Source organism: Methylocaldum sp. GT1TLB, assembly GCF_051027445.1.
In the GTDB taxonomy this organism is placed as follows: Bacteria; Pseudomonadota; Gammaproteobacteria; order Methylococcales; family Methylococcaceae; genus Methylocaldum.
Window position 1 is genome coordinate 2,558,368 of sequence record NZ_CP194898.1, and the last position, 20,446, is coordinate 2,578,813.

Consider the following 20,446-nt stretch of genomic DNA (forward strand, 5'->3'; position numbering starts at 1 on the left):
CGAATACTAGGATCAAACGATCAAGACGAGGCCCGAGGATAAGAACCGAGGATTTTCAACATCGTGACGCTTTTCTCAACTTCCTTTAATGCCTCCGCCAATCGAGGTTCATTCCGGTGTCCTTCCACATCGACGAAGAAGACATAGTCCCACGTACCCCGGCGAGACGGTCGGGATTCGATTTTGGTCATGCTGATGCTGTGCCTCGCAAAAGGCTCGAGGACAGCATAAAGAGCGCCGGGATTGTTCCGGGTCGAGAGGAGTAACGACGTCTTATCGTTTCCGGTGGCTCCGACCGGATTCCGCCCGATCACCAAGAACCGCGTGGTATTGTCCGGCTCGTCTTCGATGTTGCGCTCCAGAACATTGAGTCCATACAGCTCGGCCGCCACTTCCCCCGCTATGGCCGCGGTATTCGGCATGACAGCGGCAAGTCGTGCCGCCTCGGCATTGCTGCTGACGGCGGTCTTCCGAACGTTCGGAAGATAACGATCCAGCCATTCGCGGCATTGAGCGAGAGATTGTTGATGGGAGAAAACTTCACGTATTTCTTCGGAGCTACTCAACTTGCTCATCAGGTTGTGGTGAATACGCAGCCCCACCTCGCCGGCGATGAGCAAAAAGGATCGCAAAAAGCTATCCAGGGTGTGGGTGATCACCCCTTCGGTGGAATTTTCGACGGGCACCACGCCGTACTGGCAGGCGCCGCTTTCGACAGCCCGGAAAATTTCGTCGATAGCCGGCAAGGGCACCGCCTGAATGGCATGGCCGAAGTGTTTGTAAGCGGCCTGCTGCGTGAACGTGCCCTGAGGACCGAGAAAAGCAACGGTCAACGGTTTTTCCAAGGCCAGGCATTCCGACATGAGCTCGCGGAAAAAACGGGTGACTGCTTCCTGGCTCAAAGGACCGCTATTGTTTTCGGCGATGCGCCGCAGCACTTCCGCTTCCCGCTCGGGGCGGTGAAAACAATCGACCTCGCCCGCCGCCGTCTTGATTTCGGCAACTTGCTGGGCGCAGCGCGCACGCTGGTTCAACAGCTCCAAGATCCGATCGTCGATCGCATCGATCTCCTTGCGGAGGTGAAGCAACGCAGTATCGACAGTCGATGTATTGTTCGAATTCTCCATGACAACTCGTTATATGACGCGGGCGGAAAGCACTCCCTTGATGGCCCGGATATGTTCCAGCGTTTCGGCGGGCACCTCGGTATTGAGGTCGATGAGCGTATAAGCAAGTTCACCTCTCGACTTGTTCAACAAATCGAGAATATTGAGGTTGGCGTCGGCCAGCGCACCGGAAATCTGCCCTACCATCTTGGGCACGTTCTCATTCGCTACTCCGAGGCGGACGCCCTCGGTCCGCGGCATGACCACGTCCGGAAAATTCACCGAGTGTCGGATGTTACCGTTTTCCAGAAAATCCCGCACCCTATCGGCCACCATTACCGCACAGTTTTCCTCGGCTTCGGCGGTGGAGGCACCGAGATGCGGGAGTACGACTGCGCGGGGATGGTCCAGCATGGCGCGCGAAGGAAAGTCGCATACATAGGCGGCGAGATGGCCTGCGTTCAAAGCGCCGTACACGCTGGCGTCGTCCACGATGCCGGCGCGGGAAAAATTGAGCAAGACCGCCCCTTTCTTCATGATGCCGATTCGTGCCGCATTGACGAGGTGGCGCGTCTGGTCGTTCAGCGGCACGTGCAAGGTCAGGAGGTCGACCTTCGCAATCAAATCGTCGATGCTCGCGGCCCGCGCAACCGACGAAGACAGCTGCCAGGCGCTTTCGACCGTAAGCAGCGGATCGTAACCGATCACATGCATGCCCAAACCCGTCGCCGCATTGGCCACTCTTACGCCGATCGCGCCCAGTCCCAAAACCCCCAAGGTCTTGCCCGCCAGCTCGAAACCGGCGAATTGTTTCTTAGTTTTTTCGACGCGGTGATGAATCGTCTCGTCGTCGCCCTCCAACTGGCGGGCAAAGTCCCAAGCCGTACAAATGTTGCGGGCCGCCAATAGCATCCCCGCAATGACCAACTCTTTCACGGCATTGGCGTTGGCGCCCGGTGCATTGAACACCGGAATGCCGCACTTCGAATACTCCGCGACGGGAATGTTGTTCACCCCGGCGCCGGCACGTCCCACCGCCTTCACCGATTCCGGGATGGGCACGCCGTGGAGGTTATGGGAGCGCAGCAGTATCGCGTCGGGATGCTGAATTTCCGACGCAATCTCGTAACGGTCGCGGGGCAGTCGCTCTAATCCGGCCACCGAGATGTTGTCGTAGGTGAGAATCTTGAACATGAAACTATCCGTGTCTGCGCTCGAACTCGCGCATGAATTCGATTAAGGCATCGACTCCTTCTTCAGGCATCGCGTTGTAGATGCTAGCCCTGAATCCACCTACCGACCGGTGCCCCTCCAGGTTCACTAATCCTGCTGCTTTGGCTTCGGCCAAAAACGTTTTTTCCAGGTCCGCTTTCGCCAGCCGGAACGGGACGTTCATGCGGGAACGATAAGCCGGCTGGATGGGGTTCGAATAGAACGTCGAACCGTCGATAGCGGCGTACAGTTTTTCCGCCTTACGGATATTGCGCGCTTCGACGGCAGCCAATCCGCCCTGATCCCTCAGCCACTCCAACACCAGGCCCAGCAAATACCAGTTGTAGGTCGGCGGCGTATTGAGCATGGAACCGCTGTCCGCCTGCTTCTTATAGTCGAAGATCGACGGCGTACCAGTCAGGGCCTGCCCGATCAGATCTTCGCGCGCGATCACCACGACGATACCGGCCGGCCCCATGTTTTTCTGCGCGCCGGCGTAAATCAGGCCGAATCGGCCGACATCCAGCGGGCGCGACAGGATATTGGACGACATGTCGCAAACCAGCGGCAGCCCGGCCGAGTCAGGAACATCCTGGAATTCGACCCCGCCGATGGTTTCGTTGGCGGTGTAATGGAGATAAGCCGCATCCGGATCGATGCGCCAATCGGAGCGAGGCGGAACAGTCGTAAAGCCGCTTTCCTTGGAACTCGCCGCAATAGCGACCGAGCAGTACCGCTCGGCCTCGGAAACGGCCTTCTCCGACCAGAGGCCGGTATTGACATAGCAAGCCTTGAATTTTCCCCGAAGAAGATTCATTGGGACCGCCGCGAATTGTCCGGTCGCGCCACCTTGTAAAAACAAGACTTTGTAATTCGCCGGAATCGTCAGAAGCTCGCGCAGGTCCGCCTCGGATTTCTCGGCGACGGCGACAAAATCTTTGCCGCGGTGACTCATTTCCATGATCGACATACCAGTGGAATGCCAATCCGGCAACTCTTCGCGCGCGCGGAGCAACACCGGCTCTGGAAGCATGGACGGTCCCGCGCTGAAATTGTAAACCCTAGCCATCGTCGCCCTCCTGGTCTTCATCCGTTTCCGCCAACTCGTCGTTTTCGCCCTCAAGGACCGGAATCCTGTCCACTCCGACGACTTTTTCACCCGGACTGAGGCGGATCACCGTCACGCCTTGAGTATTGCGCCCGAGTTCCCGAATCTCTTCGACCCGCGTCCGCACCAGCGTGCCGGCATCGGTGATCAGCATGATCTCGTCCGAATCCTGAACGAGTACGGCGCCGACTACCGAACCGTTACGTTCGCTGGTTTGGATGGCGATCACGCCTTGGCCGCCGCGGCGGTGTATCGGAAAGTCGCTCAGCGCCGTACGCTTGCCGAACCCGTTTTCGGTAATGTTCAGCACCGAACCCTCGGTGCCGATGATGAGGGCAATGATCTTCTGGCCGTCGTGCAGCGTCATGCCGCGGACGCCGGTTGCGCCACGCCCCATGGGCCGCACGTCCTCTTCCTCGAAGCACACGGCCTTGCCCGCATTGCTGAACAGCATGACATGCTGCTTGCCGTCTGTGATGGCCACGTTCACCAAGTGATCGTCCTGCCGCAGATCGATGGCGATTTTCCCGGACGGGCGCGGACGCTCGAACTCCCGCAGCCCCACTTTTTTGACGATACCCGAGGCGGTCGCCATGAAAACGTAATGGCTTTCGTCGAATTCCCGAATCGGGAGGATGGCATTGATGCGCTCGCCCTGCTCCAGCGGCAGCAGATTGACGAAAGGCTTGCCGCGCGACACGCGGCTGGCCGAAGGCAGCTCGTAGACCTTGAGCCAGTACACCTTGCCCACGCTCGAAAAGCACAGAATGGTGTCATGGGTGTTGGCCACGATGAGTTTTTCGATGAAATCCTCTTCCTTGGTGGTCGCCGCCGCCTTGCCGCGCCCGCCCCGCCGTTGCGCCCGGTAGGCGCCGAGCGGCTGCGATTTCACGTAGCCTTCGTGGGAAACCGTGACCACCACGTCTTCCTCGGTGATCAGATCTTCCGCGGACAAATCGAGACGGTCCTCGATGATTTCGGTGCGACGCTTGTCGCCGAACTGGTCGCGGATGGCGACAAGCTCGTCGCGGATGACTTCCATCAATCGCTTGTCGCTGGCCAAAATTTCGAGGAGCTCGTCAATCTGCGCCAACAGCTGCTTGTATTCATCGATGATCTTGTCCTGCTCCAGCCCGGTCAGGCGGTGCAGACGGAGATCCAAAATTGCCTGCGCCTGCTCCGGCGACAGGTTGTAACCGTGTTCGGTCAGACCGTAACCGGCCGCGAGGTTTTCCGGACGGGACCGCATTGCGTCTTCCGCCCTGGCCAGAAGATCCGAAACCACGCCGGGACGCCAGGTGCGCTCCAATAGCCGCTGTTTCGCTTCCGCAGGATTGGGCGACGTCTTGATCAGTTCGATCACTTCGTCGATATTCGCGAGAGCGACGGCCTGACCTTCCAGGATATGCGCACGTTCGCGCGCTTTTCGAAGATCGTACAGCGTGCGCCGGGTGACGACTTCGCGGCGATGATCGATAAACGCCGCGAGCAACTCCTTGAGGTTCAGACAGCGCGGACGTCCGTCCAGCAAGGCCACGGTATTGATGCCGAACACGCTCTGCATGGCGGTCTGCTGATAGAGATTGTTCAGCACCACTTCCGGCACTTCGCCGCGCTTGAGTTCGATCACCATGCGCATGCCGTCCTTGTCCGACTCGTCGCGCAGCCCGGAAATGCCCTCCAGCTTCCCCTCCTTGGCCAGCTCGGCGATTTTTTCCATGAGCCGGGCCTTGTTCACCTGATACGGCAACTCGCTGACGATGATGCTGGTGCGTCCGCCGTCTTCCTCGAAATCGCAGCGGGCACGGATGTAAATGCGGCCCCGGCCGGTGAGATAAGCTTCACGGATGCCGCTCGCCCCATTGATGATGCCGGCTGTGGGAAAATCCGGTCCCGGGATGTGTTCCATCAGTTCGGCGATGCCGGCATCCGGATTCTCGATCAGCAACAAGCAGGCGCTGATGACTTCGGTGAGATTGTGGGGCGGGATATTCGTCGCCATGCCCACCGCGATGCCTGCCGAACCGTTGATGAGCAAGTTCGGAATGCGCGTGGGCAGTACCGAAGGCTCTTTTTCGGATTCGTCGTAGTTCGGGATGAAATCGACCGTCTCTTTCTCGAGATCGGCGAGCAATTCGTGCGCAATGCGGGCCATGCGCACTTCGGTATAACGCATGGCCGCCGGCGGATCGCCATCGACCGACCCGAAATTGCCCTGACCGTCGATTAGCATATAGCGCAGCGAAAACGGCTGGGCCATGCGCACGATCGTGTCATACACCGCGGCGTCGCCGTGCGGATGGTATTTACCGATGACGTCACCCACGACGCGGGCAGACTTCTTGTAAGGCTTATTCCAATCGTTGCTCAGCTCGTGCATGGCGTAAAGCACGCGCCGATGTACCGGCTTCAAACCGTCACGCACATCCGGCAAGGCGCGCCCCACGATCACGCTCATGGCGTAATCGAGATAGGACTGTTTCATCTCGTCTTCGAGACTGACCGGAATAATTTCTTTGGCGAAGGAAGTCATGAGGGAGTGCTGTACCGTAAAGGAGCCGCGCCGCTTCAGATACGCCGCGTAAATAACCAACCGGCATTATAACCGTTGAGGCGTGGCCGCTCCACTAAAGCAGGAACGACAGTTGTTCACCGTCCCTGTGCATAAGATTGTGGACCGACCTTAGATAGGCAATCTAAATCATTATTAACCCGGCCTATAAATATAGGCCGGGTTAATCCGGGGCAGGGATGCCCCGGCGCGGCGACAAGCCGCGTGAGCCCAGGCCGGGCTTGTACCGGCCTGGGCGGCGGCCCGAAATACCAGGAGGGTATTTACGGGCCTGATTAATAATACCCAAGACATTCAAGAAAATGGCGGAAATCTGGCCAGTACCGGACAAGCACCCGGCTTACCGCCCCTGCCGCCTCCATCGATCGACGATACCCTCGATGTCTAAATCTTCCGGACCGGACTTCCACGCCGAATAGAAATCCGCGTCGTTGCTGTTGGGCGTCGGGTCGGGCTTATAAATCTGGGTCCGGGTAGGGAGTGGGATGGCCTCGCCGAGGATCATGGCCTCGCCCCGGCTGAGAGACGTCAGGATATCGACCAAATCGGACTCGCCCTCCGGCACCAGCTTGCGCACATAGTCCTGGTCGTCGGGATTGGTAATGCGCAGGCAGATGTACGTGCCGCATTGCGACAATACCGTTTCCGACAACTCGTGGGGCCGCTGACTGATAACCCCCAAACCGACACCGTACTTGCGCCCTTCCTTGGCGATCCGCTCCATGGTCTTGCGAGTGCCTTCAAACTGGGTGTTGGACTCACGGGGAATATAGGCATGAGCTTCTTCGCAGACCAGGAGAATGGGAAACTCTCGGTTGAACGGGTTCCAGTAATTGAACTCGAAGGCCAAGCGCCCGATCTGCGCGGAAACGGTCGGACGCACGTCGAAAGGTACCGGGCTCAAGTCGATAATCGTGATCTGACATTTGGGGTCGCCCAATCCGACGAAATCCCGCAGCAGCCCGGGCAGACTCTCCGAGCGGTTCCGTCTTACCGGATTGAGCAGAAAATCATAGCGCACGTCATTGAGCCGGCTCAGCAGCTTGACCAGAAACTCGTCGAACTGGCCGAACAGCGGGCCTTTGGTCTTGCCGAAATCGGTGCGGAATTCATTGGCTTCCTTGAAGCTGTCGTAAACCTCCTGTAACGAGAAATAAATTGGCGAGTCGAGCGAGATTGTTTCCAAATCCAGGGATTTCGCCGATTTTTTCTTCAACTCGTAAATCGTCTCGCGCAGGAAAGCAGTCTGTATGGCAGCTCCCGGGTCGTTGCGATCGATCAGCAGGTCGAGCAACTCGGCGAAAGTCATCAGCCAATAAGGAATTTCCAGGGCTCGGGCGTCGAGATAACGCGTCTGTTCCGGCTTAAAGGCGGAATGGAGAGCCCTGCTCCTATCCTTCCAGCAATATTCGCCGTGCAAATCGAGCAGGATGATATGCGCGTTGGGCATGGCATCGACCATGCGCTGAATCAAACTTGCCACCGACCATGACTTGCCGGAGCCGGACTGCCCGAGAATAGCGAAATGGCGACTGCACAAAGCCGACGGATCCAGGTAAACGCCGGTCGAGGGATGGCTGCGGAGATAGCCGGGATTGAACCGATACTGCCGGTAATTCGCGAAAATCGAATCGATCTCGTCCTCGGCCACGATGTGCACTTCGGCGCCGGGTGTCGGAAAATGCCTTACACCGCGCTGGAACACGCCTTCATCGGTAATTTGTCCGAGCGGCGTAAGCGCGACCAGGCTGCCGGCCGCGGAACGGCATATTCGACCACCGGAACGATCTGCTTCTACATGATTGATCAGCGCCAAGGATCGAAAACCGTGCTGACGGATCGATACGTAAGATCCCGGTTGTCCGACCACTTTGAGCTCACCGTCCACCGACACAGTCGGGCAAAAGCCTTCCTCCTCGCTCAATAGCTTGGCTACGAATTGACCGTTGCGAACTTCCAGCAAATGACCAATCAGTGTATCGGTGTGTTCGGACATAACGGACCCCTAAAAAGCGCCTGTAAGAAAACCGGAGCCTCCAGCCGGTTCGGTCCGACGGCTGGGAGCCGCCGCTCGTTCCGATCCCGACAGTCACTATAGAACTTCTGGAGAACTGGCCCAAAAGTTAGACCAGTTCGGCGAATATGCGAATCGGGCCGGTGCGATTCGGCCTGCGCCGCCGCTCTTGGCGCCGCCCACCTCCTGCTATCCGAACTGCCTCGCTGGCAGTACACGAACCAGGAAAACGACCCAGCGCCAAAAATAAGAAATTTCTTGTTTCCTCCCACCTATACTCTAGGCCGTCATCCCCATGGTCCCCGGATTTTTCCTAACACCAGCGCGGATGGGCTTTTCGCAACGTGAACGAACCCTGCCTCGACGATGCAAACGGAACGCGCGCCCGCGCTTTGCCTGCCGAGCGGACTGAACAAAGGCTTCTCTATGAAAATCAATCTTCCCGTCACTGCAAACGAATCGACGTATCCCGCCGCTACACAACTGATCTCGACTACCAATTTAAAGGGAATCATCACTTACGCGAACAAGGACTTTCAGACAGTCGCCGGGTTCACCGAACAGGAGCTATTGAATAAGAACCACAATATCGTTCGACATCCGGATATGCCGCCGGAAGCGTTCGCCGATCTCTGGACCACCTTGAAAAACCGGACCCCTTGGATGGGCATCGTCAAAAATCGATGTAAGAACGGCGACTATTACTGGGTGGACGCATTCGTTATGCCGATGCTGGATAAAGACCGCATAATCGGCTACGAATCGGTGAGGGTGAGTCCTTCACGGGAGTACGTTGCTAGGGCCGAAGCGCTCTACCGGTCGTTCCGCGAAAAAAAGTTCAAGCTGCCTTCGCTGCTCCGATTGAGCTTCTCGGCGAAAGCGTTCGTCGGATTTCTCGTCGCCACGGCACCCCTGCTAGCTCTCGGTTTTACCGGAGCCGGCGCGCAACCCGCGTTTTATGCGGCAGCCGCCGTCAGTATGGCCCTCTCGTTATTCATGGCACGTCTTCTCACACGGCCGCTCACCCAGGCTGCGAATTTCTCCAAGCAGTTCATCGACAACGGCATCGCCCGAAAGGTCTATGCCGGAAGAGATGATGAAGTGGGCCAATTGCAGACCGCTATCGTCTCCTTGCAGGCTAGGCTGCGAACCGTAATCGGGCGCTTCGATGACGCCGCCGCCCGGCTCCAGGACATGGCGACTCACGCCCGGCAGGCTGCGGCCCAGACCAGCAACGACCTCACCCATCAGCAGTCGGAGATCGCCATGGTAGCGACGGCCGTCGATGAAATGACGGCAACCGTTCAGAGCATTGCCCGCAATGCCGCAGAAGCCGCTTCCGCAGCCGACCGCGCGACCCATGCAGCCGGCAAGGGCAAACATGCCGTGGGGCAGACCAGCGTTGCAATCGACGACCTGGCCCATGAGGTCGAGAATGCCGCACAGGTGATAGAAAAACTGGAACAAGAAAGCAGAGGCATCGATGTCGTAGTCAACGTGATCCGCGACATCGCCGATCAAACCAATCTGTTGGCCTTGAACGCCGCCATCGAGGCTGCGCGCGCGGGCGAGCGGGGACGCGGTTTCGCGGTCGTTGCCGAAGAAGTACGCAAGCTGGCGTCCACCACCCAGAGTTCGACCCGGGAAATCCAGAAAATCGTCGAGCGGCTGCAGAAAGAAGCCCAGGAAGCCACCGCCGTTATGGAGAAAGGCCGCCGGCAAGCTCAAGTGAGCGTGCAACAGGCGGAGGTCTGCAATGAAACGCTTTCCGAGATCACGCGAGCGATTGAAGAAATCAAGGATATGAATGTGCAGGTAGCAAGTGCCGTGGAGGAGCAATCCTGCGTCACTCAAGAAATCATGCGCAACGTTGAAAACATCAACCAAAAAACCAAGAACATCGCGAAAGAGGCTGAGCGGACCGCCAACACTAGTGAACAAGCGTTACAGTTGGCTGTGGATCTTGAAAACCTCATGAACCGTTTCGCCCAGGCCGACGAATGAGCGATTCGACTAACCATCCGATCGGACGCTCGAGACTTTGCGCACGGGAAGCATTAACCGATCAACTGACAAGAGCAAAAGCCGACGACCGGCCATCACGAGAGGAGCTCGAGCCGGGCTGTATCTATAGCGTTTTCGATGTCCTCCCCGCTGGGATAAGTCTCTTTCTGGGACTCGTATCGAGCGAACAAATCGCCCGGAATCCGGACCAGATACTGGCGGACTTGGTGGTTGACCCGATTCCGGCCCCTGTCCATGAAAACACGCCGCTCGAAATCGTGAAAAACCGGCTGGAAAACGAGCACCTGGCGGCTCTAGCGGTTTTCAACGATAGCGGCGATTTTATCGGAGCCGTAACCCGAACCAGCCTGATTGACGCGCTCCTGAAGCGCGAAAAGGAGCTTTTGTCGGATGAATCGCATCGCCATGCCGAATTGTCGACGAATCGCGATCCTTCGCCATCATGGTCCGAGCAGCTGAGATCGCTTAGCCTAGCGACCCGTTCCTTGCTGCGGATCATGAATACGATAAAGCTGGAACGGCATCTATTGGAAAGTTCTCTCGAATATCTGACCCGTCTGCTGTCGGCGCGCTACGGGGCGATCGGGATTTTCGACGAGCAAGGCCAAGTCGCCGAATTCATCTACACAGGTTTGAGCGAAGAACAGGCGCAGCGCATCGAACACTGGCCGGAAGGAAAGGGACTCCTCGGGAGGGCGCTGGCCCGGAACCAGTTTCTGCGGCTGCAGAATCTGCACGAGCACCCGCATGCGGCGGGATTTCCGCCGGGCCACCCGCCCATGCGCAACCTTCTCGCCGTCTCGATTTCCCACAACGGAGAGACGTATGGGCGCCTCTATCTCTGCGATAAGACAGACGGCGGGTTCTTCGACGGGGACGACGAACTTCTCGTCGCCACCTTTGCAGATACTTTAGCCTTGGCAATCCGGAATATCTGGAACAAAGAAGGACGCCGGCGCGCCGAAGAACAGCTTCGAATCGCCGCCAGCGTGTTCGAAACCAGTTCGGAAGGCATCCTCATCACCGACGCCAAAGCCAATATCGTGATGGTGAATCGTGCGCTGACCACCATCACCGGCTACTCGAAAGACGAGGTGATAGGACGCAAACCTTCGATGTTCAGTTCCGGACGGCACGACCGGAAATTCTATCGCCAAATGTGGCTCAGCCTGGATGAATCCGGCCAATGGCAGGGCGAAATCTGGAATAAACGGAAGAGCGGCGAGATCTACCCGGAATGGCTGAGCATCACTGCATTGAAGGACGACGGACATCAAGTCATTCGCTACATAGGTGTATTTGCCGATCTAAGCTCCCGAAAATTTACGAATTCTCTCGTCGATCAGCTGATCAATCACGACCATCTGACCGAACTTCCTAACCGACTGATGTTCCGCAATCACCTGAAAAAAGCCATCCTCAGGGCGCATGGCGAACGCAAGCAGGCGGCGTTGCTGTACCTCGACATCGACCGCTTCAAGACCATCAACGATACTTTCGGCCACCAGATCGGCGACCGCCTGCTGCAACAGGTTGCCGAGCGGCTGACAAAGTGCTTGCGTGAAAATGGACGCACCCGCCGAGGCGACGTCGTTGCAAGGCTGGGCGGCGATGAATTTGCACTTATTGTCAACGACCTGGGTGGCCCAGACGATGCGAACAAAATCGCCCAGCGGGTGTTGGAGGCATTTACGGAACCTTTTCTGTTCGGCGATCGTACACGCCGCATTACCGTGACCATCGGCATCGCTTTGAGCCCCCGCGATGCCGAAAACGTCGACGACTTGATCCGCCACGCCGATTTGGCGATGTACGATGCCAAGCACCAAGGCCGGAACACCTATCAGTTCTATTCCGGCAAAATCCACGAGAAAAACAGCACGCGGCTGGATTTGGAAAACGACTTATACAACGCCCTGGAGCGAAGAGAATTCTCGCTTCATTATCAACCTCAGGTTGACCTACGAAACGGCCGCATCGTCAGCATGGAGGCGCTCATCCGCTGGAATCACCCGGACCGCGGCATGATTCCTCCAGACCAGTTCGTGCCGCTATTGGAAGACACCGGCCTGATTAATCCGGTCGGAGATTGGGTACTCGAGCAGGCCTGTCGGGACTGTCTTCAGTTCGGGAAAATCCTGGGAACCGATCTCAGCGTCTCGGTGAACCTATCCGGCCATCAATTCCGGAATAACCTCACCAAGATCATCGGGTACATTCTGTCACGCGTCGGTCTTTCGCCGTCACGGCTCAAACTGGAGCTGACCGAAAGCCTCGCGATGCAGCAGGTGCAAGAGACCATCGCCGTGTTGGATCAGCTGGCCGACATGGGGATCGACGTGCTGATCGACGACTTCGGCACCGGTTATTCCTCGCTAAGCTACCTGAGGCAATTCAAAATTTCCGCCCTCAAGATCGACAAATCCTTCATCGCCGGCGCGTGTTTGGAGACCGATGACGGAAAAATCATTCGAGCGATCATCGGTTTGGCCCACAATCTCAACCTGCAGGTCGTTGCCGAGGGAGTAGAATCGCCCGAACAACTCGAATTTCTCCGCAGCCACCATTGCCATTTTGGCCAGGGCTATTTGTTCGGCCGGCCGCTGCCGCTTTCAGAGATCGCCCAGTTGGCAGGGCGCCGCATGGATCGCGGTGGCCCGTTGAACTGACAAGAATCTTGGACCAATTCCTAATCGCTCCCGGAACTGCCTGCCGTCAGCCTTGAATCCGATACCACGCCAGGCCGATCCATTCGTGAAATGCGAAGGCGCTGTTGGTTATGGCCCGATAGCTGGGTACAAAATCGATCGGCCTGAGGCGGTCCGTCGGCACATATCCCGTTCCGGCAGGGACCACTTCCAAGCCTTCCCGCTCGAACTCCGGAACCGCTCGCGGCAGATGCCAGGAATGGCTGACGAGATAAATCCGGCGTATGCCTGCTTGCCTGAGAATCGGCGCGGAGAATCGGCCATTCTCTCTCGTATTTAGGGACCTGCTTTCGACCCAGCGGACCGGGACGCCGAACTCGTTCTCCAAAATCGAGCGCATGATAGGACCTTCCGCCGCGTAGCCTTCGGGCGCGCCGCCGGTGACCAAGATCGGTTTTCCGGTCTTGCGGCACAAGGACGCTCCGTATCGAATCCTTTCCAGAGTGCGATCATTGACGGTTGCATCGCCGCCATACTCCGGTGCATTCGACCGAATGCCCCCGCCGAGAATCACGATGGCTTCCGCATCGCGGTCGACGGCAGGCAGAGGCGGAACCTGGAGCGTAGCCAACAGACAGTTGGACACGTAAGGTATCGACAGCAGCCCCAATCCGAAAAGGCCGACGGCGATCAAACCGCGGCCCAGCCGAGGCCGCATCTTGAGCTGCCAGAAACCGATTGCTCCGATAACGAGCATGTTGAGCGGAGGCAACAGCAACGCAGCGAAAAGATTGGTAATAGACCAGTTCCAGTTCATGATATGACTATATTTATGAAAAGAGACAGCAGAACGTATTAGCGGACATCGGGGACGGGATAGCCGCTAGAATCAGAAGAAAAGCACGAAAATTCCAGGCTGCGTTTTTCCGCTTCCTCTCGTCCGGCTCGTAATATTTTTCAACTGCTCTTCTATCATTGAGAGCTCAGATCCAATCCACTTATTGTTGTCGAGACCATTTCATGCAATCGATCAAGGCTCGAGTCTTTAAGCCTTTTGTATTTCTTAAAGTTCAAATGGCTTATGTTTTTGTGGCCGTCCTGCTAACGTCTCCTGTTTCCCGGGCCGAAACCCAGAGTGCCTCCGCTTTTTATGAAGACGCCTTGGTTTATTACAACAAGGAGGATTACAACACTGCGGTGATTCAACTGAAGAATGCTCTACAGTTATCACCTGGACTACCTTCGGCTCATCTGCTTCTGGGACTCTCTTATCTCAAACTAGGAAACGGAGAACTAGCGGCCGAGGAACTGCTTAACGCCAATCGCCTGGGCGCGGATCGCTCCTTGACCGTAGTGCCACTCGCCCAGGCCCTACTAACGCAGATGAAGTACCACGATCTGCTCGCGACGGTGTCGGCCGAAGGTTTTCCACCGGAGCTTCGGTCCGAGATTCTCGCTCTACGCGGACAAGCTTATACGGAGGTGCGGGATTTCGAAGCAGCGGCGGCGAGTTTCCGGGAGGCAGGGAAACTCGATCCGAAAGCCGTTTCGCCATTGGTTGGGCAGGGAACCCTGCTCTTGCGGCGAGGCATGGTGGACGACGCCGAAAAGATCGCAGCAGAAGCCGTATCCCGCGATGCGACCAATGCCGATGGCTGGAATCTCAAGGCGTCGATCAGTCACGCCAAGGGGCAACATGAACAAGCCATAGAAGAATATGGCCGCGTGATCGACCTAGAACCGAAGCACTACGAGGCCCGACTCGCCCGCGCCGGCCTGCTGTTCGAGCTGGGCAAGAACGATCATACTTCGGAAGACCTGAATTTTCTGCGAAAGACGCAACCCTTCGAGCCTAGGGCCAACTACCTTTACGCGCTGTTAATGGCGCGTAACGGTGCGCCCGAAGCTGCGAAAACCGCGTTGAACGAAACTGTAACCGTTATCGATGGACTCGATACGCAAGTCGTAAGGGGAAAACCTACTTTATTGCTGGTGGCGGGGTTATCTAATTACAACCTGCGCCACTTCGAAAAAGCTCGTGAATTCCTGACCCACTATTTCGGGCAATATCCAGGCCATGCAGAAGTCGCCGAAGCGCTCGGCTCGGTGCTGGTGGAGCAAAGAGACCATAACGAGGCTATCCGTATCCTCAGCCAGGCACTCAAGTACCATCCCGATCATTTCCGCTTGCTGTATTTGCTCGGCACCGCTTACATGCACAAAGGCCAGCATTCGGACGCGATCACCGCACTCGAGAAAGCGAGCCAAGCCAGCGGCGGTTTAGCGGAGGTCAAAACCCAGTTGGCATTTAGCCGCTTGGGAACGAGTCAGCAGAACATCGGTATCAGCGAACTGAGATCCATTCTCGAGAACGATCCCGGCCAGCGCCCAGCGGCAATCGCGCTCGGTGTGCTGTACCTAAAACGGGGGCAGCCAGCGGAAGCCGTGAAGATTCTGACAAAGTCGCTGGAGCGAGAACCGAATAACCTGACGCTGATCAACATGCTGGCGGCGGCCCAAATGGCATCCGGGGAGCGCGATTCAGCCCGGAAGAATTTCGAAAAAGCGCTCTCAAAAGACGCCAGCTTTCTTCCTTCGCTGATTAATCTCGGCAAGTTAGATCTAATCGAAGGGAAAATCGAGCAAGCCGAAAATCGCTTCTTGGGTATTCTTCGAGAACGGCCCCAGGATACGCAGACCATGATCCAACTCGCTGCGCTGGAGGATGCCCGCGGACGCAGCACCGAGGCTCTACGGTGGCTCGAAAAAGCGCGAGCCGCCGATAACAAGGCCATACACATCAAACTCAAACTGATCGACAGGTATCTAGGAGTCCGCGATACCCAAAAAGCACTCGCTGTGGCTCAGGAAGCGGAAACGATAGCTCCCGACAATTTGGACGTTTTGACGGCGTCCGCCCGCTGTCAGCTTGCCCTTGGTAAAAAACCGGTCGCGCAAGTTATCTTGCAGAAGATAGCCCGCTCGGCATTCAACGATGCCGAGCGATTGTTTAAAACGGCTGGATTGCAAATCGCTGCGGATGCCGTGAGCGACGCAATCTGGTCTCTCGAAAGCGCCGCCCGCGCCAACCCGGATTATCTTCCCGTCCAGGCGGCTTTGGTGGAGACTTACCTAAAATCTGGGATAACCGAAAAAGCCATCGAAGTAGTAGAGAATCTGCACAACCGACATCCCGACCTCGCTTTGAGCGATCAACTGACGGGCGACATTCGGATGCATCAATCCCAATACGCCGAGGCCATTGTCAGTTATCGATCCGCCTTCCAGAAGAACCAAGATTCACTGGGCGCCGTCAGGCTCTATCAGGCGCAAAGACTGGCGGGGAAAGGCGAGGAAGCGTTCCGTTTCCTGGAGCAATGGGTAAGTTCCCACTCGGAGGATTTCAATTCGATGCAAGCCCTCGCCGAGGGCTATCTCCAGGCTGGGAAACAGGCTGAGGCGATCGGGTATTTCGAACGGATTCTCAAAAGATACCCGGACTACCCGCCTACCTTAAACAACCTGGCTGTTCTCTATTCGAATGCAAACGACCCGAGAGCTTTGAAGCTCGCGGAACGAGCCCACAAAGCGGCTCCGGACAACCCCTCGGTGAACGACACGATCGGATGGATTCTCGTGCGACAGGGAAAGCCTGCCGAAGGATTGCCCTACTTGCGGAACGCCCATATTCGTTCGTCGTCCGACCCCGAAATCCGTTACCACACTGCCGTCGCCTTGGATGCACTGGGCCGGAGAAAAGAGGCCCTTAACGAGCTAAACGAAGCTTTACGTGCGAATACGATGTTCGATGAGATCGAAGACGCGAAGAAATTACAGGCTAAGCTGCAGGATCATCGGTAAGCGGGTCGAGATTCGGATCGCTGTACGACGCTTACATTTTCCTTGTCGAGAACAATCGCTTGAAAAATTCGTTACTTAAGAAACGAGCACCGATTCACCCAAGTTTTTCGTTCTCGTTCTGTTCCCACAAGCGCGTCCTCATGTCAGTTTTTTTTACAGTTTTTCCATATGGCCGTCGCTCATTAGCGACATTAAAGCCCATGCCATTGAAAATTAACAAAAAAACAGTATTGGCACCTCGGTTGCATAATACTTGCTGTAACAACAATAAAACGATGAGTAACAGAATGCGTACACTGAAACGACTCGGTAAATTCGCTTTGGTTGGATTCTTTGCTTCATTTTTAGCGCCCATAGCTTCGGCGAACTATACCTGGGGACTCCCCAACAGTGGCATCACGACGACTAGCGGTGCTCCTGGCCTAGAGTGGTCAGCCTACGTAAATTCAAGCAACACCTACGGAAGCGGAAATCTCCGGACAGCAAACGTAGGCACCTATTCCGGAGGATTGGGCGTTTGTTCCGCCGGCGACTCAAGTTGCTCCACACCGGAACACGCGATGGACAATTACCGACGCATTGATTCGATAGTCTTCGCTTTCGATGCAGCCGTCGCACTGGACCAAATCACCATCGGATGGCCGAATTTTGGCAACACTAGCCAATGTGACATTGGCTATACTCAAATAACCTGCGACACGGATATCACGGTTCTGGCGTATACCGCAGATACGAGCGACACCGCTGTGTTGCCGAACCTAACCGGATACAACTATAGCAATCTAACCACGACCGGTGGGTGGTCCTTGGTTGACAACTACGCCAATTTACAAAAAGACCAGCCGACGAACATCAACCCGACCGGCATCACCTCCAAATATTGGCTGGTCAGCGCCTACAATCCGAAAATTTCCTGCGGGCCTGGACAGACTTGTGGATTGACTACGAAAGACGACTTCGTGAAGATCGCCTCGCTGCACGGCTTGATTCGCACTCCTCCCCCGACTTCGGGAAGCCCGGTTCCAGAGCCGGCGAGCCTCTTGTTGCTGGCATGGGGCATTCCCCTGCTGAAAACTCGTCGCGGCAAGAAGACGCTAACTGCCTAACTGAAGTGTTACCCATTGGTCCGCGCCGAGCCGCCACTCCAGTTAAAGTGCTGGCGGCGAGACGGGCCTTTCGCTTCTTCCTACGTGTTCAAACAAAGGAGCAAATTCCGAGGCAGCAAGGCAAGGATCGCCCACCCCGAATACCGACTCGATCACCGCCAATAAATCCGCCCCGGCATGTACCAACTGGCCACCGTTCTCAGCCGTAATGCCGCCAATGGCCGCGATAGGAATGCTTAACTGCCGCTTGGCCAACGATAACGTTTCGAGGTGAGCGCAAGGCGCATCGGGCTTGGTCTTGGAAGGGAAAAACCGGCCAAAAGCGACATAGCTGGCACCGCCGGCTTCGGCCCGGACGGCGAGATCGACCGAATCGTAACAGGATACGCCGATGATGGCGTTCGGCCCCAGAACGTCCCGCGCTTCCGTCAACGACAGATCGTCCTTACCCACGTGCACCCCGTCGGCACCGACACGACGGGCAAGTTCCACATCATCATTGATAATCAACGGCACGCCGCCGTCGCGACAGACGGCCAAGAGACGCGCCGCCTCGCGTAGCGGATCGCGGGAGGCTTTCGCGCGGTACTGAACCACGGCAGCCCCGCCCCGAATGGCTGCCGCCACAGCCTCGGCCAAGGCTTGTTCATTCCGGTAAGCTTCTCGAGTGATGGCATAAAGCCCAGAGCGGGGAAACGGTAAGCGGATGTTATGCATGTCCTGGTCGATCAGCCCTTAATGGGTAAACTGGTGAATGGGCATTTGAGCGCCAAATTTGGCGCTCTCAGAATCGCCGAACAATTCCGTGCCGGATGCCAATATTACCGAAATTGCATGCCAATCATCTTTATAGCGCTCAGCAATTTACCGGGATTCAGCGTAAATGCTACTTTTTTTTTGATGCAGGCCTTGAGCATGAATCCATCGCCAAAGCCGTGCAATCGCAACGATCCCCAGCATGGTGGCCATACCTAAAAAGAAATCGGGACGATTCAGAAGCGCTTCCCGAGTCTCTGCGATCAATTGGGGCGTCAGTTCTTTGTACAGGAGGTAGCAGGCGATCGCGATGACGAATACCGCAAAGATCCGCCGCAATGATTGTCCACTGACATGGCGAGAGAGCAGTCCGCCTAACACGCTGCCAACGATTGCGACGCCGGTGACGATGGAAACCAATTCGAGATCGATACTGACGTGAGTAATATATCCGGCGAGGCCCGCAAACGATTTCATGGCGATGACCAACAATGAGGTGCCGATAGCCGCGTGCATGGGCAATCCACCGAGCAAATTCAAGGCAGGCACGACCAAGAAGCCGCCGCCGGCACCCACCAATCCGGTGAGGACACCAACCATGAGCCCGTCGAATATAATCGCCAGCAAAGGGAGATCGGCCGGACAAATCGGCTTAACCGCATCCGCTTCCACGTTGTTTTGCCGTCGCCCGCGCAACATCGCCAAAGCTGTGCCGAACATAATGGCAGCAAACAGCAACAGCAAAACGCCGCCCGGAACATAGGCCGCCAGCCGTCCGCCGCCATAGGCACCCACCATGCCCGCGATGCCGAAGATCAGTCCGGTACGCCAGCAGACCCGCCCGTTGCGGGCGTGATTGACAACTGCGGCGAGGCTGGTGACGCCCACGACGACTAGAGATGTAGCAATGGCTGTTTTAGGTTCGATATGGACCAAATAGACCAGCACCGGGACTGTGAGTATCGATCCGCCACCGCCGAGCAATCCCAGCAGCAAACCGATCACGAGCGATAAGATGACGACGAGGGTCATGAGCAATCTCCCTCAAATACCGGATGACCCGACCTCTCAATTACGCACAGAGGCCGGGTTCCGGTAATGTTTCTCTGGCGAGCGAGCGTTTCAGCCGTGGCGTACGGCGAGTTCCCGGCCGCAGGCTTGGTTTGCCGGCAACGCCTGATCGATGTACTTCGGATACGGCAGGTCAAGTTTATTCATGATATCGATGAATTCCTCGCGACTCTTGCCGCCTCCCACGCGTGGATTTTTGGCCATCTCCTGTTTGATGGTAGAAACCGTGTTGCCGTTGTAGTCATGCCCCGGATAAACCAGAGTATCGGGCGACAGGGTGAACAGTTTCTTGATGATGCTGTCGTACAGCCGACCGGCATCGCCCTGCTGAAAGTCGGTACGCCCGCAACCTCCGATGAACAACGCATCGCCGGTAAAAACCCGGTCGCCGACGACATAGCTTACGCAGCCGTTGGTGTGGCCGGGAGTGTGCCGCACCTCGATTTCGATGTCCCCTATCTGAAGCAGGATGCCGTCGGTCACCAGAAGATCGGCGCACATGGCGCCAGCGTCACGGTGCACGACGCTCTTGCTGCCCAAACGCTCGCGCAAAAGCCCGGAGCCCGTAATGTGGTCGGCATGGACATGAGTCTCCATCGTGTAGCGCAGATCAAGGTCGAGTTTTTTTATTAGGCCAATATAATTTTCGACCTCGGTCGCGACCGGATCGATCAGCAACGCGCGACGGGTCCGTTCGCAGGCGAGCAGATAGGTGTAGGTAAAGGTATCGGGTTCAAAAAGTTGTTTGAAGATCATCGTAGCCTCCTTTGGATCAGGAATCCGCCAACTCTGACTGACTACTTACAAAGACCGTGCCTACGCCGGAACAACCCTTCGCATCTACGGCGTGCCCGGCGTTTCGCGGGTTTTTACGACTCCTGGCCATGGCCCTACCTACCCGACGTTTCATTATACGTTTCGCGTGATACATTATGTGCAACAAAACACGTCGCTTGAAACACCCCCG

Annotated in this window: 13 protein-coding genes; 4 read left to right on the forward strand and 9 right to left on the reverse strand. The window is 56.7% G+C overall.

The window, feature by feature from the left end; translation table 11 throughout:
* Positions 1 to 20: 20 nt before the first annotated feature.
* From pheA to ACR2R1_RS11150, 5 genes are all read right to left on the reverse strand, one after another.
* Positions 21 to 1,127, reverse strand: coding sequence for a prephenate dehydratase (gene pheA / locus ACR2R1_RS11130; protein WP_077728375.1), 1,107 nt, complete (start codon positions 1,125 to 1,127; stop codon positions 21 to 23).
* A gap of 9 nt (positions 1,128 to 1,136) precedes the next feature.
* Entirely contained in the window at positions 1,137 to 2,300 is a 1,164-nt protein-coding gene (locus ACR2R1_RS11135; protein WP_077728376.1) for a phosphoglycerate dehydrogenase, read from the reverse strand.
* 4 nt (positions 2,301 to 2,304) lie between these two features.
* Complete coding sequence (gene serC / locus ACR2R1_RS11140) at positions 2,305 to 3,387, reverse strand: 3-phosphoserine/phosphohydroxythreonine transaminase (RefSeq protein WP_434114152.1); 1,083 nt, start codon at positions 3,385 to 3,387, stop codon at positions 2,305 to 2,307.
* Positions 3,380 to 5,959, reverse strand: coding sequence for a DNA gyrase subunit A (gyrA, locus tag ACR2R1_RS11145; protein WP_156880179.1), 2,580 nt, complete (start codon positions 5,957 to 5,959; stop codon positions 3,380 to 3,382). The genes serC and gyrA overlap by 8 nt, the downstream gene beginning before the upstream one ends.
* Positions 5,960 to 6,338: 379 nt before the next feature.
* Positions 6,339 to 7,994 (reverse strand): ATP-binding protein, encoded by a 1,656-nt coding sequence (locus ACR2R1_RS11150; protein WP_077728378.1) that lies wholly within the window; start codon positions 7,992 to 7,994, stop codon positions 6,339 to 6,341.
* Positions 7,995 to 8,438: 444 nt separating this feature from the next.
* Here ACR2R1_RS11150 and ACR2R1_RS11155 point away from each other — a divergent pair, with 444 nt between their 5' ends.
* Positions 8,439 to 10,016, forward strand: a complete 1,578-nt coding sequence (locus ACR2R1_RS11155; protein WP_168183887.1) for a methyl-accepting chemotaxis protein — start codon at positions 8,439 to 8,441, stop codon at positions 10,014 to 10,016.
* On the forward strand, positions 10,013 to 12,706 hold the full coding sequence (locus tag ACR2R1_RS11160; RefSeq protein WP_434114157.1) for an EAL domain-containing protein: 2,694 nt from the start codon (positions 10,013 to 10,015) through the stop codon (positions 12,704 to 12,706). The genes ACR2R1_RS11155 and ACR2R1_RS11160 overlap by 4 nt, the downstream gene beginning before the upstream one ends.
* A 46-nt stretch (positions 12,707 to 12,752) precedes the next feature.
* On the opposite strand, the gene ACR2R1_RS11165 is transcribed toward ACR2R1_RS11160, so the two are convergent.
* Complete coding sequence (locus ACR2R1_RS11165; protein WP_208110136.1) at positions 12,753 to 13,502, reverse strand: ElyC/SanA/YdcF family protein; 750 nt, start codon at positions 13,500 to 13,502, stop codon at positions 12,753 to 12,755.
* A 203-nt stretch (positions 13,503 to 13,705) separates the two neighbouring features.
* Here ACR2R1_RS11165 and prsT point away from each other — a divergent pair, with 203 nt between their 5' ends.
* Complete coding sequence (gene prsT, locus ACR2R1_RS11170) at positions 13,706 to 16,546, forward strand: XrtA/PEP-CTERM system TPR-repeat protein PrsT (RefSeq protein ID WP_156880187.1); 2,841 nt, start codon at positions 13,706 to 13,708, stop codon at positions 16,544 to 16,546.
* A 287-nt stretch (positions 16,547 to 16,833) separates the two neighbouring features.
* Positions 16,834 to 17,652 (forward strand): exosortase-dependent surface protein XDP1, encoded by an 819-nt coding sequence (gene xdp1, locus ACR2R1_RS11175; RefSeq protein WP_210023779.1) that lies wholly within the window; start codon positions 16,834 to 16,836, stop codon positions 17,650 to 17,652.
* A 42-nt stretch (positions 17,653 to 17,694) separates the two neighbouring features.
* Here xdp1 and thiE read toward each other — a convergent pair whose 3' ends face one another.
* The 3 genes from thiE to ACR2R1_RS11190 all read right to left on the reverse strand — a co-directional run bounded on the left by thiE (position 17,695) and on the right by ACR2R1_RS11190 (position 20,235).
* The gene (thiE, locus tag ACR2R1_RS11180) at positions 17,695 to 18,369 is read right to left on the reverse strand and encodes a thiamine phosphate synthase (protein ID WP_077728383.1); all 675 of its coding nucleotides are present in this window, start codon (positions 18,367 to 18,369) and stop codon (positions 17,695 to 17,697) included.
* 147 nt (positions 18,370 to 18,516) lie between these two features.
* Positions 18,517 to 19,440 carry a sulfite exporter TauE/SafE family protein gene (locus ACR2R1_RS11185; RefSeq protein WP_077728384.1) on the reverse strand — a complete coding sequence of 308 codons (924 nt, stop codon included), beginning with the start codon at positions 19,438 to 19,440 and terminating at the stop codon, positions 18,517 to 18,519.
* A gap of 90 nt (positions 19,441 to 19,530) precedes the next feature.
* Positions 19,531 to 20,235, reverse strand: a complete 705-nt coding sequence (locus tag ACR2R1_RS11190; protein ID WP_077728385.1) for an MBL fold metallo-hydrolase — start codon at positions 20,233 to 20,235, stop codon at positions 19,531 to 19,533.
* Positions 20,236 to 20,446: the final 211 nt, after the last annotated feature.

Excerpts from the sequence above, each read along its gene's own strand:
- ACR2R1_RS11160 (WP_434114157.1), top strand. The coding sequence starts at position 10,013 with ATGAGCGATTCGACTAACCATCCGATCGGACGCTCGAGACTTTGCGCA.
- gyrA (WP_156880179.1), bottom strand. The coding sequence starts at position 5,959 with ATGACTTCCTTCGCCAAAGAAATTATTCCGGTCAGTCTCGAAGACGAG.
- serC (WP_434114152.1), bottom strand. The coding sequence starts at position 3,387 with ATGGCTAGGGTTTACAATTTCAGCGCGGGACCGTCCATGCTTCCAGAG.
- thiE (WP_077728383.1), bottom strand. The coding sequence starts at position 18,369 with ATGCATAACATCCGCTTACCGTTTCCCCGCTCTGGGCTTTATGCCATC.
- ACR2R1_RS11190 (WP_077728385.1), bottom strand. The coding sequence starts at position 20,235 with ATGATCTTCAAACAACTTTTTGAACCCGATACCTTTACCTACACCTAT.
- ACR2R1_RS11155 (WP_168183887.1), top strand. The coding sequence starts at position 8,439 with ATGAAAATCAATCTTCCCGTCACTGCAAACGAATCGACGTATCCCGCC.
- ACR2R1_RS11135 (WP_077728376.1), bottom strand. The coding sequence starts at position 2,300 with ATGTTCAAGATTCTCACCTACGACAACATCTCGGTGGCCGGATTAGAG.
- ACR2R1_RS11165 (WP_208110136.1), bottom strand. The coding sequence starts at position 13,502 with ATGAACTGGAACTGGTCTATTACCAATCTTTTCGCTGCGTTGCTGTTG.
- xdp1 (WP_210023779.1), top strand. The coding sequence starts at position 16,834 with ATGCGTACACTGAAACGACTCGGTAAATTCGCTTTGGTTGGATTCTTT.
- ACR2R1_RS11185 (WP_077728384.1), bottom strand. The coding sequence starts at position 19,440 with ATGACCCTCGTCGTCATCTTATCGCTCGTGATCGGTTTGCTGCTGGGA.
- pheA (WP_077728375.1), bottom strand. The coding sequence starts at position 1,127 with ATGGAGAATTCGAACAATACATCGACTGTCGATACTGCGTTGCTTCAC.
- ACR2R1_RS11150 (WP_077728378.1), bottom strand. The coding sequence starts at position 7,994 with ATGTCCGAACACACCGATACACTGATTGGTCATTTGCTGGAAGTTCGC.
- prsT (WP_156880187.1), top strand. The coding sequence starts at position 13,706 with ATGCAATCGATCAAGGCTCGAGTCTTTAAGCCTTTTGTATTTCTTAAA.